Source organism: Pseudomonas sp. ATCC PTA-122608, assembly GCF_001952855.1.
Classification (GTDB): domain Bacteria; phylum Pseudomonadota; class Gammaproteobacteria; order Pseudomonadales; family Pseudomonadaceae; genus Aquipseudomonas.
In genome coordinates, this window is sequence record NZ_LPNO01000010.1 from 48,206 (window position 1) to 65,536 (window position 17,331).

Here is a 17,331-nt window from a genome sequence, read left to right on the forward strand (position 1 = left end):
GCCGCTGCCCCTCAAGCCTGATAAAATCGCGCGCCTTCGCAGACCGTCAATGGCAGGCCATGCTGAAACGTCAGGTTTCGGTATTCCCGCCGCATTCGGTCGTTACCCCTGAATCCCCCCTAAAGGCCTGGATCATGAGCAAGCAACCCTCCCTGAGCTACAAGGACGCCGGTGTAGACATCGACGCCGGTGAAGCATTGGTCGAACGCATCAAGAGCGTCGCCAAGCGCACTGCGCGCCCCGAAGTCATGGGCGGCCTGGGCGGTTTTGGCGCCCTCTGCGAGATCCCGGCCGGCTACAAGCAGCCTGTATTGGTCTCCGGCACCGACGGTGTGGGCACCAAGCTGCGCCTGGCACTGAACCTGAACAAGCACGACAGCATCGGCATCGACCTGGTTGCCATGTGCGTGAACGACCTGGTGGTGTGTGGCGCCGAGCCGCTGTTCTTCCTTGACTACTACGCCACCGGCAAGCTCAACGTCGAGACCGCGACCCAAGTGGTTACCGGCATTGGCGCTGGCTGCGAACTGTCCGGCTGCTCCCTGGTCGGTGGTGAAACCGCTGAAATGCCAGGCATGTACGAAGGCGAAGACTACGACCTGGCCGGTTTCTGCGTCGGCGTTGTAGAAAAATCCGAAATCATCGACGGCTCCAAAGTCGCTGCCGGTGACGCCCTGCTGGCCCTGCCATCGTCCGGCCCGCACTCCAACGGCTACTCGCTGATCCGCAAGATCATCGAAGTTTCCGGTGCCGACATCGAAACCATCCAGCTCGACGGCAAGCCTTTGACCGACCTGCTGATGGCACCGACCCGCATCTACGTGAAGCCGTTGCTCAAGCTGATCAAGGACACCGGGGCCGTCAAGGCCATGGCCCACATCACCGGTGGCGGCCTGCTGGACAACATCCCGCGCGTACTGCCTAAAGGCGCCCAGGCGATTGTCGACGTGGCCAGCTGGCAGCGCCCGGCAGTCTTCGACTGGCTGCAAGAGAAAGGCAACGTCAACGAAACCGAGATGCACCGCGTGCTGAACTGCGGCGTGGGCATGGTCATCTGCGTGGCTCAAGAGCACGTTGAAACCGCGCTGAACGTACTGCGTGAAGCCGGCGAGCAGCCCTGGGTCATCGGCCAGATCGCTACCGCGCCTGAAGGCGCGGCTCAGGTTGAACTGAAGAACCTTAAGGCGCACTGATGCCTGCAACCTGTGATGTCGTGGTGCTGCTCTCCGGCACCGGCAGTAACTTGCAGGCCCTGATCGACAGCACGCGCACCGGCGACAGCCCGGTGCGCATCGCTGCGGTGATCTCCAACCGCAGCGACGCCTACGGCCTGCAACGCGCCAGGGACGCGGGCATCGACACCCGCTCCCTGGATCACAAGACTTTCGAAGGCCGCGAGGCCTTCGACAGCGCCTTGATCGAACTGATCGACGCCTTCAACCCCAAACTCGTGGTACTGGCCGGTTTCATGCGCATTCTCAGCGCTGACTTCGTGCGCCACTACAACGGGCGCCTGCTGAATATCCACCCGTCCCTGCTGCCCAAGTACAAAGGGTTACACACCCACCAGCGTGCCCTTGAGGCCGGCGACACCGAGCACGGCTGCAGCGTGCACTTTGTTACCGAGGAACTCGATGGCGGGCCTCTGGTCGTACAGGCAGTAGTTCCGGTAGAGTCTGCGGACTCTGCGCAGACGCTTGCGCAACGGGTTCACACCCAGGAACACAGGATTTACCCGCTGGCTGTTCGCTGGTTCGCTGAGGGGCGGTTGATTCTTGGCGACCACGGTGCATTATTGGACGGTCAGTTACTTGCGGCCAGCGGCCACTTGATTCGAACCTAGGAGACTTTATGCGTCGCGCCCTGCTCTTCGCCTTTGCGCTGTTCGCCTTGCCTGCCGTGCAAGCGGCAGACCTTCACCCTTTCTCCGCCAGCTACACCGCCGACTGGAAACAGTTGCCCATGAGTGGTTCGGCAGAACGCAGCCTGACCAAGAATGACAACGGCAGCTGGACCTTGAATTTCAAGGCTTCCATGATGATCGCCAGCCTGACTGAAACCAGCGTGATTCGCTTCGACAAAGATGCCCTGCAGCCGGTGAGCTACACCTTCGAACGCGGCGGCCTGGGCAAGACGAAGAAGATCAACCTCGACTTCGATCAGACGGCCAAGAAAGTCACCGGCTTTGAAAACAAGGACCCGGTCAACGTGGCCCTTCAAAGCGGCATGCTCGACAAGTCGACTTACCAGTTGGCACTGCAGCGCGATGTGGCAGCCGGCAAGAAAAGCATGAGCTACAACGTCGTCGAAGGTACTGATGTCGATACCTACGACTTCCGCGTGATTGGCCCGGAAAAGGTCCAGACCAAAGCCGGCTCCATCGATGCGATCAAGGTCGAGCGCGTGCGTGACCCGACTCAAAGCAAGCGCATTACCCAAATGTGGTTTGCCAAGGACTGGGGCGGCATCCTGGTTGCCCTGCGTCAGGTTGAGACCGACGGCAAGGAATACAACATCATGCTGCAAGACGGCACCGTTGACGGCAAGGCTGTCAAAGGCAGCTGATCCTCTGCGCAATAAAAGAGCCTCGCGCATGCGGGGCTTTTTTTCGCCTGTCTCCTGACGCCAACATGAAACTTTTGTCATATAACTCAGCGCCCTGCGACGCAATGTCGCGGTTTGCGTGGGCTCGGGCGATTACTTCAATTTCTGTAAAGGTGTGTTGCAATTCCTGGTTATTTACTTAGCAAGCTAACAAATCATATAACAAAGGCCTGCGACGCCTTGCCGCAGATCAACCAGAGATTGGAGCAAGCAGATGACTGTAAAAGTAACTGAACGCGACGATGAACATATGTCCCACGAAGCAGTAGCCCACGGGATTCACATCTGGGATGTACACCAGCAAGACCTGCTGGTCGGCATGTTTCACGACGAGAGCGAAGCTCATAATTATAAAAACGAGCTCGAGACCCTTGAGATGAAACGGCAGGCGCAAAGCTCCTGAAACTCTGAAATCCTGTAGATAGCCAGCCCCACGCAGCTGGAGTATCTAAAACACAAACCCCGCCTTTTGAGCGGGGTTTGTGTTTTTGGGGGTTGGGAACTTGGGGGCGCTTCGCGCCCCAGCGGGAGCAAGCTCCCTCGCCACAGCAAGCTCCCCCGCCACAGCAAGCTCACTCACCACAGCAAGCTCCCTTGCCACAACAAGCCCCCTCGCCACAATGTCGTTTCTATAGCCTTACCACATCAGGTCATCAGGGATCTGGTAGGCGGCGTACGGATCATCCTCATCCGGCACCTGGCTTTCGGTCAGGACGTTCATCTGGACGATACGCTCCGGTGCCCGCTCCTGGATCTTCAGCGCCGCCTCGCGCGGGATCACCTCGTAACCGCCACCGTGATGCACGATCGCCAGGGAGCCGTTGCTCAGCTTGTTGCGCATCAGCGTGTTGACCGACAGGCGCTTGACCTTCTTGTCGTCCACGAAGTTGTAGTAGTCCTCGGTGGTCAGCTTGGGCAGGCGCGAGGTTTCGATCAGTTGCTTGACCTGTGCAACACGGGCCTTGGCCTCGGCTTTTTCCTGGTGCTGACGGTTCAGCTCCTGGTCGCGCTTGACCTTCTCGGCATGCGCCTCAATGGCCAGGCGCGCCTGGCTATCGTCCGCCGTGACCTGGCCTTTATGCACCAGGCGCTGCTGTTTCTGTTTCTCTTTGCCGACCTGCTTGGCCTGCTTTTGGTTGACCAGGCCTGCTTTGAGCAACTGGTCGCGAAGGGAAATGCTCATGGTGCTTACTCACTTGGGCAACGGCTCAGCCGCAGCTGGACAGATTCTTTTCCTGGCGTTTGGCTTCGCCCCACAGGGCGTCCAACTCTTCGAGGGTGCAATCTTCTATGGATTGGCGTGTGTCGCGCAATGCCTGTTCGATAAATCGGAAACGTCGTTCGAATTTGGCGTTGGCTAAACGCAAGGCCGCTTCCGGGTCGACCTGGAGGTGACGAGCCAGGTTGACCGCTGCAAACAGCAGGTCACCCACCTCATCCGCGATGGCAACCGGGTCGTTATCGGCCATGGCTTCGAGCACTTCATCCAGCTCTTCGCGCACGTTATCCACTACTGGCAACGCGGCTGGCCAGTCAAAACCCACCTGCCCGGCGCGCTTTTGCAATTTGGCGGCGCGGGACAGCGCCGGCAAGGCCGTGGGTACGTCATCCAGCAGGGATAATTGCTGTGGTGCGTCGGACTTTTCCGCACGCTCCTCAGCCTTGATCTCTTCCCAGCGCTGCTTGACCTGTTCCTCGCTCATCTGCGGGATGTCCAGCGGCGCATACAGGTCGCCGGTGGGGAATACATGCGGATGGCGACGAATCAACTTGCGGGTAATGCTGTCGATCACCCCGGCAAATTCGAAGCGCCCTTCTTCCCGCGCCAGCTGGCTGTAATACACCACCTGGAACAACAGGTCGCCCAGCTCTCCTTGCAGGTGATCAAAATCCCCGCGCTCGATGGCGTCGGCGACTTCGTAGGCTTCTTCCAGGGTATGGGGCACGATGGTGGCGTAGGTTTGCTTGATGTCCCACGGGCAACCGTATTGCGGGTCGCGCAGGCGGTTCATCAGGTGCAGCAGGTCTTCAAGTGAATACATCAGTCAGTCTCTTTATCACCCCCTGTAGGAGCGAGCTTGCTCGCGAAAAACTCAGCAACGACGCGTTTATCCAGAAAGCACGCGTTATCGTTGACCTCCTTCGCGAGCAAGCTCGCTCCTACAGTAAAGCGCTCCCGATTTAGGGCGTACGGTTGCGCCGGGTCTCAATGATGTTCGGCAACTGGGAAATACGCCCCAGCAACCGACCCAACGCGTCCAGCCCCGGAATCTCGATAGTCAGGGACATCAACGCAGTGTTGTCCTCTTTGTTCGAGCGGGTGTTGACCGCCAGCACGTTGATCCGCTCGTTGAGCAGCACCTGCGACACGTCGCGCAGCAGGCCGGAACGGTCGTAGGCGCGAATGACGATGTCCACCGGATAGGTCAACACCGGCACCGGGCCCCAACTGACCTGGATGATCCGCTCCGGCTCGCGCCCGCCCAGTTGCAACACCGAGGCACAGTCCTGGCGGTGAATACTCACCCCACGGCCTTGAGTGATGTAACCGACGATAGCGTCGCCCGGCAACGGCTGGCAGCAGCCTGCCATTTGCGTCATCAGGTTGCCGACACCCTGGATCTGGATATCGCCACGCTTGCCTGGCTTGTAGCCGGTGGCTTTACGCGGAATAAGCTCAAGCTGCTCGCTGCCACGCTCCGGCTCAACCAGTTGCTGGGCCAGATTCACCAACTGCGCCAAGCGCAAATCGCCGGCACCCAAGGCAGCGAACATGTCTTCGGCGATCTTCATGTTGGCCTTGTCGGCCAGCTTGTCGAAGTCCACCTGCGGCAGGCCCAGGCGTGCCAATTCGCGCTCAAGCAAGGTTTTGCCGGCGGCGACGTTCTGGTCGCGCGCCTGCAATTTGAACCAGTGGACGATCTTCGCCCGCGCCCGGGAGGTGGTGATGTAGCCCAGGTTCGGGTTCAGCCAGTCGCGGCTCGGCGTACCGTGCTTGCTGGTGATGATCTCGACCTGCTCACCGGTCTGCAGGCTGTAGTTGAGCGGCACGATGCGCCCGTTGATCTTGGCGCCACGGCAGTTGTGGCCGATCTCGGTGTGCACACGGTAGGCAAAATCCAGCGGCGTGGAGCCCTTGGGCAGGTCGATCGCATGGCCGTCGGGGGTGAAGATGTAGACCCGGTCGGGTTCGATGTCCACCCGCAACTGGTCGGCCAAACCGCCGATGTCGCCCAGCTCTTCGTGCCATTCCAGCACCTGGCGTAACCAGGAGATTTTCTCTTCGTACTGGTTGGACCCGGCCTTGACGTCGGTGCCCTTGTAGCGCCAGTGAGCGCATACACCCAGCTCCGCTTCCTCGTGCATCGCGTGGGTGCGGATTTGCACTTCCAGCACCTTGCCCTCGGGGCCGATCACTGCCGTATGCAACGAGCGGTAACCGTTTTCCTTGGGGTTGGCGATGTAGTCGTCGAATTCCTTGGGGATGTGCCGCCACAGCGTGTGCACGATACCCAGCGCGGTGTAGCAGTCGCGCATTTCCGGCACCAGCACGCGCACGGCACGCACGTCGTAGATCTGGCTGAAGGCCAGGCCCTTGCGCTGCATTTTGCGCCAGATGGAATAGATGTGTTTGGCGCGGCCGCTGATGTCGGCTTCAACGCCGGTGGCCTGCAATTCCGTGCGCAGTTGGCTCATCACGTCGGCGATGAAGCGCTCACGGTCCAGCCGCCGCTCATGGAGCAGCGTGGCAATCTGTTTGTATTGATCGGGTTCGAGATAACGGAAGGACAAGTCCTCCAGTTCCCACTTGATATGGCCGATGCCCAGGCGGTGGGCCAGGGGCGCGTAGATGTCGAACACCTCGCGGGCGACGCGGTTGCGCTTTTCGTCGTCGGCGGTTTTCACCGCCCGAATCGCGCAGGTGCGTTCGGCCAGCTTGATCAGGGCGACGCGCACGTCGTCGACCATCGCCACCAGCATCTTGCGCAGGTTTTCCACCTGGCCCTGGGTGCCCAGCACCATAGACTGGCGCGGGCTGAGGCTGGCACTGATCGCCGCCATGCGCAGCACGCCGTCGATCAGCTTGGCCACCACCGTGCCGAAGCGCTGGCTGACGGTGGGCAGTTGAATATGCCCTTCGCGCACGCCGCGATACAGCACCGCCGCGATCAGCGAATCCTGATCGAGCTTGAGATCGGCGAGGATCTCAGCGATTTCCAACCCTGTGCGAAAGCTTGAAGTGCCTTCGGCCCACAGGTTCTTGGCCGCATTGTCTTGCTGCTCAGACTCACGAGCGAACTCGCAGGCTGCTTTCAAGGCTTCACGGTCCAGTGCCGGGTCGACACTGATGGCATGATCCAGCCATGCCTCGAGATTGATACTGCCGTCGGTGTTGATCGGCTGGTGTGCTCTCACCTGTACCATCTTGCTTACCTTCCCTACGACGCACCTTTTAGTGCGTCAAAATCATCGCTGACCTGCTTTACAAAAAAGCTTGTGCACGCTCCCTGGCAGGTCACAGGCCCAGGAGATGCAGGCCAGTCGGATTAAACGGGCATCCTAGCCCGCTTCAAATAACGCCATGGCCTCGACATGGGCCGTCTGGGGAAACATGTCGAGGATCCCGGCACGTTTTAGCCGGTAGCCTTGCTTGACCAACTCGACCGTGTCCCGCGCCAGCGTTGCCGGATTGCAGGACACATACACCAGGCGATCAGCCCCCAGAGTGGCGAGCTTGCGCACAGCCTCCAGGGCACCATCGCGGGGTGGGTCCAAGAGTACCGCAGAAAAGCCCTGTTTGGCCCATTCCGCGTCGGTCAAAGGCTGGGACAAATCGGCCTGAAAAAACTGCACATTATGCAAATTATTACTGGCGGCATTTTGTGCCGCCCGGTCCACCATGGCCTGCACGCCTTCCACCGCCACCACTTCCCGCACTTGGCGGGCCAGCGGCAAGGCGAAGTTGCCCAAGCCACAAAACAAATCCAGTACCCGCTCGTCGGGCTTCGGCGCCAGCCATTCCAGGGCCTGGGCGACCATCGCCTCGTTGACCCCGGCGTTGACCTGCACAAAGTCTCCCGGGCGGTACGCCAACTGCAAATCCCACTGCTCCAACCGGTAGCCCAACGCCTGGTCTGGCTCGAAAGGCTGCGGCTGGCCCTCGCCATGCAGCCACAGCTGGGCTTCATGGAAGTTACAAAATTCCTGCAGGATCGTCAGGTCCGCTTCGGACAAGGGCGCCATGTGTCGCAACAACACGGCGATCGACGACCCGCTGAACAACTCCACGTGCCCCAACGCCTGAGGTTTGCTCAAGCGTCGCAGCATGTTTGGCAAACGCTGCATGATCGGCTGCAAGGCCTGTACCAGCACCGGGCAATCGTCGATGGCGACGATGTCCTGGCTGGCCACGGCACGGAAACCCACCTCGAGTTTCTTCGCCTTGGCATCCCAGCGCACGGCCACACGGGCGCGGCGGCGATAGCCGAATTCCGGCCCGCTCAAAGGCGCGGCCCACTCCTGGGGTTCGACACCGGCCACACGGGATAATTGCTCGGCGAGCATGCGCTGTTTCAGGGCAAGTTGTTCGTCATGGGGCAAGTGTTGCAGGCTGCAACCGCCACAGCGGCCGGCGTGGACACAGGGTGCCGGACGGCGCAGTTCGCTGGCGGTAAATACGCGCTCGGTGCGGGCCTCGACCACTTTGCCGTGGGCGCCCAACACCCGCGCCTCAACCTCTTCGCCAGCCAGGGCACCCACCACAAACCAGGTGCGGCCTTCAAAGAACACGATGCCACGGCCGTCATTGGCCAGGCGCTCGATGGTCAGGCGCTGCTTCTTGCCTACGGGAATCTGCGGGGCGCGGCTGCCGCCCGTCGGTTGGAAGCGCAGGCCTCTCTCGTGCTTGGCCATCAGTTGGGCGCGTCGAAAATGCCGGTCGACAGGTAACGGTCGCCACGGTCACAGATGATCGCGACGATCACCGCATTTTCCAACTCCTGGGACAAGCGCAACATCCCGGCCACGGCGCCACCGGACGACACGCCGCAGAAGATGCCCTCTTCACGGGCCAACCGGCGGGTGGTGTCTTCGGCTTCACGCTGGGCCATGTCGATGATGCGATCAACCCGAGCGGCGTTGTAGATCTTCGGCAAATACTCTTCGGGCCAACGACGGATCCCCGGGATCGCCGAGCCTTCCATCGGTTGCAGGCCGACGATCTGGATCTTGGGGTTCTGCTCCTTGAGGTAGCGCGAGTTGCCCATGATGGTGCCGGTGGTGCCCATCGAGCTCACGAAGTGAGTGATGGTGCCCTGGGTCTGACGCCAGATTTCCGGGCCGGTGGTGGTGTAGTGCGCCTCGGGGTTGTCGCCGTTGGCGAACTGGTCCAGCACCAGGCCACGGCCTTCGGCGGCCATACGCTCGGCGAGGTCGCGGGCGCCTTCCATGCCTTCTTCCTGGGTGACCAGGATCAACTCGGCGCCATAGGCGGTCATCGCTGCCTTACGCTCGGCGCTGCCGTTGTCGGGCATGATCAGGACCATCTTGTAGCCCTTGATCGCCGCAGCCATGGCCAAGGCAATCCCGGTATTACCGGAGGTGGCTTCAATCAGGGTGTCGCCGGGCTTGATCTGCCCACGCAACTCGGCGCGGGTGATCATCGACAACGCCGGGCGGTCCTTGACCGAACCGGCCGGGTTGTTCCCTTCGAGCTTGAGCAACAAGGTATTGCTGGTGTTGCCCGGCAGGCGCTGCAAGCGGACCAGCGGGGTGTTGCCGACGCAATCGGCGATGGTGGGGTACTGCAAGGTCATGGCGTATTCGCAATCCAGACTGCGGGGGCGACCATCATACCGGGAAAGGCTGGCGGGCCATATCACGCAAAGTGTAGTGCATATATCCAACAGCTATAAAGTGCGCACAATCATGCACAGTCATTTATCAATCTTCCCCCAAACAGGATGGGGTCGAGTATCCAGCTTTCCATATCGATCACCCCATCCTCATTCACCCGGGTTCGCAATCGGTCCAATATATCTTCCAGGGTCCCGTCGTTTCGCCAATCACGATAACGTTGATACACCGTCGACCATGCTCCGAAACGCTCCGGCAGATCGCGCCAAGCTGCACCGGAACACATAATCCAGAGTATGCCGTTGAGCATCAGGCGATCGTCATGGCGTGGTCTACCTGTTTTTTGTGTCGCCGACATCAGATCCATGATCAAACTCCATGCTGAATTGGGGAGCTCATAGCGCCTAACCATTTGAGATTCCTTTCAATCAGGTACGTCACTTGTCTACCAGGAAAACGCTAGCTGGTTGTCGTCCTGATCCTTTTTTTGGACTTTAACAGAGAGCCCGATCAACCGAACGGACCTGCCGTTGCGGCGGGTATTCCAGAGCACTCGACAAAGCGAGGTGACAGTGGGTTGGCAAAGGGAGTTAGCGGGTGCTTCTGTGGATGAGATGGAGAAATCGGAGAACTTGAGTTTCACTAAATTTTTGGTTATCAGGTAATCACTACCCAGCTCTGCAATACGGTCCCTTAAGCCTTCAGACAATCGATCCAGTTCTTTCAGGCAGTAAGAAAGCGTATCGCAATCGAGGGGGAGCGTTCTCTCAATGCCGACGGACTTGATATCGCAACCGCGCTCGTCACGCTCTTCGATACCTTGGCATCGCTCCCAGACATAAAACCCATGCACGCCGAGATAGCGCATCAGCGCGGGAATTTTTTCCTCTGTAATATCCTTGCATTGTCCACATCCCAGATTTTCCAGTACCGCGTAAGTCTTGGGACCGACGCCTGGTATTTTACGAACATCCAACTCCTCGAGAAATGCACGTACCTGACTTGGTGTAATAACGAACATTCCATCAGGTTTTTTCATTTCCGAAGCAATCTTGGCCAAGTATTTCAAAGGAGCAACGCCTGCAGATGCCGTCAGACCAAGTTCCTGCCGCACGGTGGCGCGAATGTGCGCGGCTATGAGAGTGGCCGACCCGTTGAAGCACGTCTGCCCCGTCACGTCGAGAGCAGCCTCGTCCAGTGACAGAAACTCCACTTTGTCGGTATATCGCCTGAAAATCTCGTCAAGCTTTCGTGTAACTGCCTCATACGCCCCGAAACGCACTGGAAGTAATACTAAATCGGGACACAAACGATGCGCCGTTGCGGTAGCCATGCCACTTTTCACACCAAACTTTCTGGCGATGTAGTTCGCCGTACTGATGACTCCGCGCTCAGCAGCTGTACCGCCCACTGCGACTGGGCGTATGCCCAAATGGGGCGAGTCGAGAAGCTCAACGGAGACAAAAAAAGAGTCCATATCTATATATATGAACTTTCGCTCGCTTATACCCGCTGTAGTAGCAGCCATTTACTGTCCTGGAGCCCTTGGCATCAGACCCCCTCCAGTACATGGACCTGCAGGGCCACGGTACCGTCGGCGTGCAGACCGTAGTAGACGCCTTGAATATGGGGCGCAAACTCCGGGTAGGCACTAACCAGAGCTTGCACAGCCGTGAGGTAACCAATCAATGCCGTGTTCCAGCACTCTCCGGGCGCAATGCACATGATGCCTGGTGGATACGGGATCACACCCTCAGCGGCCACGCAGCCGATAACATCTGCAATAGCTGCCAGCCTGAACTGTCCGCGTACAAAAGCTTGATTTGCCGCATACGGAGTCAACACTGCCTGCGCCGAGACTACAGAGCTGAATATGTCCGATTGGAGCTGTTCGATGTGGTAGCGCTGGAACACGTTGTTGATGACACAGCAGAGTTCACGCAACGAAACATTTGCATAACGATCCCCGGCATTTGCAAGCGACGGTAAGACATCGGTCACTAATACACCGTCCAACAGCAATCGCTCCAACCGCTCCAATGCGCGCGCCACTAGAGTGAGCTGAGTAGCATCGGAAGAAGGAGACACCAGCAACGTGAAGTTATAGAAGTCGGACTTTTCCGGGGTGACGTTCATCTCTCTGAGGTAACAGGTGACGATACTGGCAGGAATAGAAACATCCCCAAAGTCTGTTGCTTTTTTACTCGCACGCGTAGTAAGCACAACCTTGCACGGGTCCAAATAGTGCAAACCGTCTTCTATTGAGCTGGCGTTACGACTGACAGGGTGAAAACCCTCTGAAGCCTGCACCATCCTATTGCCGTAGTAAGCCCTGATGACCCGACAGTGTTGATCGACCTGCCGCCTGAATTCACTGGCCACCGAGGCTGCGGCGTTCCATAACCGCTGACCGTTACCATTCGCATGAATGGCCGCATTCACCTCTAGTGACATGAACAACGGGTAAAACGGGCTAGTCGATGAATGCAGCATAAATGCACTATTGAACACGCGCTCAGAACAATAGCGATGCTGAGATTGAATATGCCTGTCCTTTTTATGAATCTGCGAGGTTTGCGAAAGACCTGACATCTGCTTATGGACAGACTGCGTCACGATAATCCCTGGAGCATCCGACGAAAGTGGAATGTGTAGCGGTGATAGATCTGCGAGCACGTCAACAAACGGCTCGTAGCCCAGCCAGGCAGAGTCGAACAGAACGTAATCGCAGAGGTGACCTATTCGTTCCAGCAGCGCACCAGCGTCCACCACGACCCCATCACACGTGGCGTGCTGCACGATTGCCAAGCGAAACGGCCTTGGCTTCCGAGCCTTCGTCTTGTCGATTTCGGCAACTCTTGCCCTGAGAGAATCCTCTTGCAGTGCGCCTCTTCGGTAACCGCCGAGCACTCCGCAGTCGTCACGAAAATTATCGAGGTACACGGCACGAGCCGCGCTTTGAACAAGCGCTCCCAAATACACAGACTTGTGGTTGTTTCGATCCATCAGCACAAGATCGCCCGCTGTGAGCAAGGCGCTGGTGACAATCTTGTTAGCGGTTGAGGTGCCGTTGAGGACAAAGTATGTTTCGTCGGCATTGAACACATGGGCAGCAAGATCCTCTGCGTGCCTGATGGCCCCTTCATGACTGAGCACATCACCCAGTTCGGGTGCTGCGTGGGGTACATCTACACTGAAGACCTTTGCACCCAACAATTGTTTGAAGCGCACGCCGGAGGGGTGCAGATCAAGGAATCGCCCACCCTGATGACCGGGGCACGCAAACGTAGGTCTTTTCCTTGAGACGAATTCAGCGAGAGTAGAACTGAAAGGCGGCAACGCCGTCGATTCGAAGGTTCTGGCGGCATCAATGACGCGGGCCGTGGCGACATCAGACAATGGCACCCTGAGAACGGTTGGCTGAAGTTTCACAAGTATGGAGGAACACAAATTCCGCGCGTCGTCCTGAATCACAAACAGCGGAATCCGCCACGTGCCCACGCAGTCGATTACGCGATCCGTCAACACATCCTCCAAACTTAGAACGAGCGCAGAAGCCCTGAGTAGATCGTTGCACTCTGCAAAGGAAACGACCGTAAGCCCTGGCCTCTCGCCAAAGAAAGCGGTGACGCTACAAACGATCCTTATCTGCATCATCTCTTTTTACACTCCAACCCAACGAAGCAACACACAGCATGAGTGTCATGCCAATAAAAGTGGCCGGCCCCACGACCAGAAACATAAGGCTTGCAATAAGTCCGGACACGGCATCGCCAATAACAGCTGTAAAGTAGTATAAGGACAAATTCTTGCCAACCTCATGCGGGTTCGACAGGCATTGAATATTTGTGATAATTGCAATGTCGACAAATGCGCCCACAAAACCAACACATAACAGTAAAAAAATAAACAAGTAAGCGTTGAATTCCAGAGTAATGGCCGCGAGTAAAAAAAGCACACCATAGAGCAACCAGTAATGGATGACCGTACGCACAGTTGTTGCCGCATTGAATTTCAAGTAAAACATGCTGCCAACCACTGTCCCTATAGCAAGCAGGGAATATATGTAGCCTACCGCGGCTTCTGAGTGGAAAGTCTCAATGACCGCAGCCGGCAGAACAAAGCGTATAACAGATGTTGCAAACATGGCACACAATGTGGTGCAACAAATAACTGCAAACAGCGGTTTATTAAATTTCCGCAAACTGCCTACACCGCGAATGGCGTCCTTGAAAATAGCCGACAGGCTGAATGACTTCTTTTCTCTTCTTGCTGACGACACCAAAGTCAACGTACAGGCCACCGAGACCAACAAGCTAACCGAGAAGAATGCAAACACATAGTTAGAGGCTAGCAAAACAGCGATAAGGGAAAATATAAGAGGCCCAACAATCGAAGAGACATCCTCCACAACTTGCAACCCGCTATTAACAGAAGGGAGTTCATCACCCTGCACGATATCGGGAAAATAAGCACGAAAGGTTGGCGTGTACAGGCAGTCAAGTGCAGTCATGAGCATCGACACTGCGATTACAACCCCCACTGTAGCCTGGGAGTACTCAAACACCAAAAACAACACAACCGCCACTGCACACTTCACTAACTCAACGGCCACAAGCGTTGATTTCTTTTCAACGTTATCGGCCAGCCATCCGCCGACAGGGGAAAACAACGCGCTCGGCAAGTAACGAAAAAAATAGATCAGACCAATCAATAGAAGATTCGCCTCGGTCAGCGTAACAACAGCAACGGCAAAGGCCGTTTCAAATGCAAACTCGCCACATTTTGAAAAAAAATAAGCAACCGATAATCTTTGAGTTTCATGATTCAGCGCAAGTGCCCACATAGTTAATTTCCGCCTGGAGATTCAACCTGTAGAATAAATCAACTCATCCCGAGTTATATCTCTACCATTGGCACTAAGCTTTTCGAAAACAATTTTCTTTAAAATATTTTGTTCATTTTCCGGAATTAAATAAAACATAATATTGCTATACCATAGCCAGCCCAACTTCGTCAGTTCGAAGGTCGTAGCTGTTTCGATGACCAGATCCGCTTCGATCAACTCTTGCAGTCGATCAAGTAGCCCTTGAGGCAAGTCACTCATCGCCACTTGAGACTTTTCGATTTCTCCGTGGTAGGGAAGCCGCAGGACGACAGGTTTGACAAGATCAAGTACCGGAGAGTGTTGACTGACCTGACAGATATATTCGCCGGTGGTCATTTTCGCGATGTATTGCTCTCGCAACGAGGTGTTGGTTATAACGTTTTCTGCAAACGATGAGATAGCTCCGACGCCAAATCCCAGCAGGTCATGATCGGCATAGCCATAAACATGCTCGTGGTAGATGAACGAGTAATCTCGTGTAATCAATGCTGATTGGCTATTGGTTTGCCGTACATACCCATGCCCATTGTAGGGGTAGTAACCCTTTTGACGCATATGCTCGTCAATCATTAACTTCATATTCAATTTGCGCATGGCAGGAAAAACCTCGGCTGTCCTCTCCTTGATTTTTTTATGAAGCTTTACCGATGTAACAACGTTGTTGATGGGATAAATATCAATATTGCTCACTCCCAATTCTACAGCCTTGTCAATATCCGCTAGAGTCTGAGACTCGCTACTACCGTTCATGCCATACATAATGTCGCAAAGGACATGCTTGAATGTGGGGACCAATAAGTTAGCCGCTCGCTCAATTTCGGTAATGTCCTCATTGAGATTGAATAGCTTTCTCCAGCCGGGGTCGATGGTTTGTAAACCGAAGCGAGCGTGTGTAACCCCAATATCGGCCAACACTACAGCGCGTTCACGGGTGACGCTGGTAATGTTGAATTCAAAAGAAAACTCCTCAACCGTCGACATATCGAAAAAACGGTGTAGTGCTTCGCCAATGTCATTGATATTCTGCGGCGATAGGAGTGAAGGCGTGCCCCCACCGAAGAAAATCGCCCTTACTGGAACGGCTTTAAAATCCATCAACCTAGACTTGTATTCAATCTCCTTTATCAGCGCCTCAGTGTAACGATCAATATCTTCTTCATTCTTGTACAAGCCGCGGGTAAATGGACAAAACGAACAGATGGCTTCGCAGAACGGGATATGAAAATACAATGCCCGCGACGCTGCTTTATTATTGGCACCATTTAGCAAGCCAGACAACTTTTTTTCGTCGGGTTGAAAAACATCAAGTGACTGCGACGGAAAGAAAAAATTGTATAAGGGGAACTGGTAGTCAAATTTAACAACCCCGTTATTAACAAGCTTCATTTTTCCGCCTCCTTGAAAACAACATTACTTCCACGTAATAGTGTACGCGTGACGATCTGTACACCGCTGCCGAAAAAATTTCGAATACATTCACTAATAGAAATATTGTTCGAGCCGCAGGTATAAACGTCAATGCTGATGTAATGGGTTTCCGGGTAGGTGTGATAGGACAGATGGGACTCAGACAATAAATATAGGCCCGTTACGCCTTCGCCCCCCACATCAAACTTGTATATCAGATGATCGAGAACGGTGAACCGCGAGTATTGCAAAGTGCCGAGAAAAAAATCATGCAGTGCAGATGCATCTTTTAACAGATACGAATCCGCCCCGGTAATATCCCAAATCGTATGATAGCCAAAGTCGTCCATACGAACATCGCTCCTACCCCTGATATGCGCAATCTAGAAGCTAAAGAAAAAGGGAGATTAACTCCCTTCTTCCTCACGCACTTACCAGAGGCAAACGCCCTTGGTAGAAACGCCAGTCACGTCGGTTTTAAATAGTTCGATTGCAGATTTCATGATGTGCTCCTTTTAAGTTTCTGTGTTTCTCGGCGTTACCGAGAACCTAAAAGCTAGCAGGAAGTTACTATTGAGAAACTCTAGAAATGTAAAAAAATCTTTCAGGCTTCCTCATAACCAAACCAAGGTTACTTTTTACGAACATGTACACCTTAAGTTCCCCAGTACAGCTTTTTTCACTCGATGCTCGCCCCCACCATTACACGACGGCTTAATATAGGGCCCCACGCTTGAGATGATGAATTTTCCTACGCAAAAGTCGGTATGTATTAGTTTTCCTAGCCCGTACTTTTCGTACAGAACCAAGGCTCGAATACAGCAAAAAAAGAAATACTCAGACTTATCGTTCGTTTTTTTAAAACTTGTTTTGTTCTTACACTCAAATTTCAGTCTGTCTTAAGCATCTATACAACGGACCTTAAACTCAATTCTCGCAAGCCAGATAAAGCCGTAAGTGCTTCTGACTTAGCTACGGGAGCTCAAATCACAATGGTTTCGCTGGAACACTTCATCGCCCATCGCTGCAATTTGTCCGTCGATCAATGCCTCAAAAGGTTTCAGCAGCGGCTCAAATGACGTGGGCGCTTCGAGCACCTGCAACGCCTGCACGATGGCCTCCACCGTCGACAATGCCCCGGGCCCCGGCGCCTTGCGCAGCCGGTAACGGGACACGGCGCCTTCCGCCAGCGTCACCCGAGGCAACGCCGCCAACAACGGATTGAGGTGCAGCAGCTTGCGCGCCTTGCGCCAGGTGCCGTCCGGCACCACCAGCAGCAACGGTTCGTCGGATGGCGCGTAGGCCTGCAACGGTTGTGCATCCTCGGCAGGGAATAACAATCGCGCTTGATAACCCGGCGGATTCAACAACGCCTGCAAATCCTCAAATATCTCGCCCACTACCAACTGCGCATTCACCAACCCCAGCGCCGCCAGCCGCGCTGTATTCAAGGCATGATTGACCTCGCTTGGATGCTGCAACAGCAACACGCGGGTACGGCTATCCAGGCTGGGGATCAGCGCGCACAGGCAATGAGTGGTGGGCCGCAGGCAGCGGGGGCATTGGGGTCTGGACAT

Annotated in this window: 15 protein-coding genes and 1 pseudogene; 4 read left to right on the plus strand and 12 right to left on the minus strand. The window is 55.7% G+C overall.

The features are described 5' to 3' along the window. Nucleotides 1-134 precede the first annotated feature (134 nt). From purM to AU074_RS11025, 4 genes are all read left to right on the plus strand, one after another. Entirely contained in the window at nucleotides 135-1,193 is a 1,059-nt protein-coding gene (gene purM, locus AU074_RS11010) for a phosphoribosylformylglycinamidine cyclo-ligase (protein WP_063032448.1), read from the plus strand. Next, nucleotides 1,193-1,843, plus strand: coding sequence for a phosphoribosylglycinamide formyltransferase (gene purN / locus AU074_RS11015; RefSeq protein ID WP_076014752.1), 651 nt, complete (start codon nucleotides 1,193-1,195; stop codon nucleotides 1,841-1,843). Before purM ends, purN begins: the two co-directional genes overlap by 1 nt. Nucleotides 1,844-1,851: 8 nt before the next feature. Further along, nucleotides 1,852-2,565: a DUF3108 domain-containing protein gene (locus AU074_RS11020; RefSeq protein WP_003210742.1), complete on the plus strand. Its 714-nt coding sequence runs from the start codon at nucleotides 1,852-1,854 to the stop codon at nucleotides 2,563-2,565. Between the two features lie 253 nt (nucleotides 2,566-2,818). Continuing rightward, complete coding sequence (locus AU074_RS11025; RefSeq protein WP_076014753.1) at nucleotides 2,819-3,007, plus strand: hypothetical protein; 189 nt, start codon at nucleotides 2,819-2,821, stop codon at nucleotides 3,005-3,007. Between the two features lie 234 nt (nucleotides 3,008-3,241). Here the strand turns inward: AU074_RS11025 and AU074_RS11030 are convergent, their stop codons facing one another. From AU074_RS11030 to AU074_RS11085, 12 genes and pseudogenes are all read right to left on the minus strand, one after another. Further along, entirely contained in the window at nucleotides 3,242-3,787 is a 546-nt protein-coding gene (locus AU074_RS11030; RefSeq protein WP_076014754.1) for a DUF2058 domain-containing protein, read from the minus strand. Nucleotides 3,788-3,812: 25 nt separating this feature from the next. Beyond that, entirely contained in the window at nucleotides 3,813-4,646 is an 834-nt protein-coding gene (gene mazG, locus AU074_RS11035; RefSeq protein ID WP_076014755.1) for a nucleoside triphosphate pyrophosphohydrolase, read from the minus strand. Between the two features lie 139 nt (nucleotides 4,647-4,785). Next, entirely contained in the window at nucleotides 4,786-7,029 is a 2,244-nt protein-coding gene (relA, locus tag AU074_RS11040; RefSeq protein ID WP_076014756.1) for a GTP diphosphokinase, read from the minus strand. Nucleotides 7,030-7,164: 135 nt separating this feature from the next. After that, nucleotides 7,165-8,517 (minus strand): 23S rRNA (uracil(1939)-C(5))-methyltransferase RlmD, encoded by a 1,353-nt coding sequence (rlmD, locus tag AU074_RS11045; RefSeq protein WP_076014757.1) that lies wholly within the window; start codon nucleotides 8,515-8,517, stop codon nucleotides 7,165-7,167. Continuing rightward, nucleotides 8,517-9,419, minus strand: coding sequence for a cysteine synthase CysM (gene cysM, locus AU074_RS11050; protein WP_076014758.1), 903 nt, complete (start codon nucleotides 9,417-9,419; stop codon nucleotides 8,517-8,519). The genes rlmD and cysM overlap by 1 nt, the downstream gene beginning before the upstream one ends. Before the next feature lie 152 nt (nucleotides 9,420-9,571). Then, nucleotides 9,572-9,871: pseudogene (locus AU074_RS11055) on the minus strand (transposase); the annotation flags it as partial. Nucleotides 9,872-9,904: 33 nt separating this feature from the next. Then, nucleotides 9,905-10,987 (minus strand): DNA polymerase IV, encoded by a 1,083-nt coding sequence (gene dinB / locus AU074_RS11060; protein WP_076014760.1) that lies wholly within the window; start codon nucleotides 10,985-10,987, stop codon nucleotides 9,905-9,907. A 23-nt stretch (nucleotides 10,988-11,010) separates the two neighbouring features. Then, entirely contained in the window at nucleotides 11,011-12,987 is a 1,977-nt protein-coding gene (locus AU074_RS11065; protein WP_256576877.1) for an ornithine decarboxylase, read from the minus strand. Between the two features lie 103 nt (nucleotides 12,988-13,090). Then, complete coding sequence (locus AU074_RS11070) at nucleotides 13,091-14,305, minus strand: MFS transporter (protein WP_076014762.1); 1,215 nt, start codon at nucleotides 14,303-14,305, stop codon at nucleotides 13,091-13,093. Between the two features lie 21 nt (nucleotides 14,306-14,326). Next, complete coding sequence (locus tag AU074_RS11075; protein ID WP_076014763.1) at nucleotides 14,327-15,733, minus strand: coproporphyrinogen-III oxidase family protein; 1,407 nt, start codon at nucleotides 15,731-15,733, stop codon at nucleotides 14,327-14,329. Next, nucleotides 15,730-16,104, minus strand: coding sequence for an adenosylmethionine decarboxylase (speD, locus tag AU074_RS11080; protein WP_076014764.1), 375 nt, complete (start codon nucleotides 16,102-16,104; stop codon nucleotides 15,730-15,732). Before speD ends, AU074_RS11075 begins: the two co-directional genes overlap by 4 nt. Nucleotides 16,105-16,722: 618 nt before the next feature. Continuing rightward, nucleotides 16,723-17,331, minus strand: a complete 609-nt coding sequence (locus AU074_RS11085) for a tRNA-uridine aminocarboxypropyltransferase (protein WP_076014765.1) — start codon at nucleotides 17,329-17,331, stop codon at nucleotides 16,723-16,725.

Bases quoted from the DNA above. Each gene is read 5' to 3' on its own strand.
- purN (WP_076014752.1), top strand. From the start codon at position 1,193: ATGCCTGCAACCTGTGATGTCGTGGTGCTGCTCTCCGGCACCGGCAGT.
- relA (WP_076014756.1), bottom strand. From the start codon at position 7,029: ATGGTACAGGTGAGAGCACACCAGCCGATCAACACCGACGGCAGTATC.
- speD (WP_076014764.1), bottom strand. From the start codon at position 16,104: ATGGACGACTTTGGCTATCATACGATTTGGGATATTACCGGGGCGGAT.
- AU074_RS11030 (WP_076014754.1), bottom strand. From the start codon at position 3,787: ATGAGCATTTCCCTTCGCGACCAGTTGCTCAAAGCAGGCCTGGTCAAC.
- AU074_RS11070 (WP_076014762.1), bottom strand. From the start codon at position 14,305: ATGTGGGCACTTGCGCTGAATCATGAAACTCAAAGATTATCGGTTGCT.
- AU074_RS11075 (WP_076014763.1), bottom strand. From the start codon at position 15,733: ATGAAGCTTGTTAATAACGGGGTTGTTAAATTTGACTACCAGTTCCCC.
- mazG (WP_076014755.1), bottom strand. From the start codon at position 4,646: ATGTATTCACTTGAAGACCTGCTGCACCTGATGAACCGCCTGCGCGAC.
- AU074_RS11020 (WP_003210742.1), top strand. From the start codon at position 1,852: ATGCGTCGCGCCCTGCTCTTCGCCTTTGCGCTGTTCGCCTTGCCTGCC.
- cysM (WP_076014758.1), bottom strand. From the start codon at position 9,419: ATGACCTTGCAGTACCCCACCATCGCCGATTGCGTCGGCAACACCCCG.
- AU074_RS11025 (WP_076014753.1), top strand. From the start codon at position 2,819: ATGACTGTAAAAGTAACTGAACGCGACGATGAACATATGTCCCACGAA.
- AU074_RS11085 (WP_076014765.1), bottom strand. From the start codon at position 17,331: ATGTCCAGACCCCAATGCCCCCGCTGCCTGCGGCCCACCACTCATTGC.
- dinB (WP_076014760.1), bottom strand. From the start codon at position 10,987: ATGGCTGCTACTACAGCGGGTATAAGCGAGCGAAAGTTCATATATATA.
- rlmD (WP_076014757.1), bottom strand. From the start codon at position 8,517: ATGGCCAAGCACGAGAGAGGCCTGCGCTTCCAACCGACGGGCGGCAGC.
- purM (WP_063032448.1), top strand. From the start codon at position 135: ATGAGCAAGCAACCCTCCCTGAGCTACAAGGACGCCGGTGTAGACATC.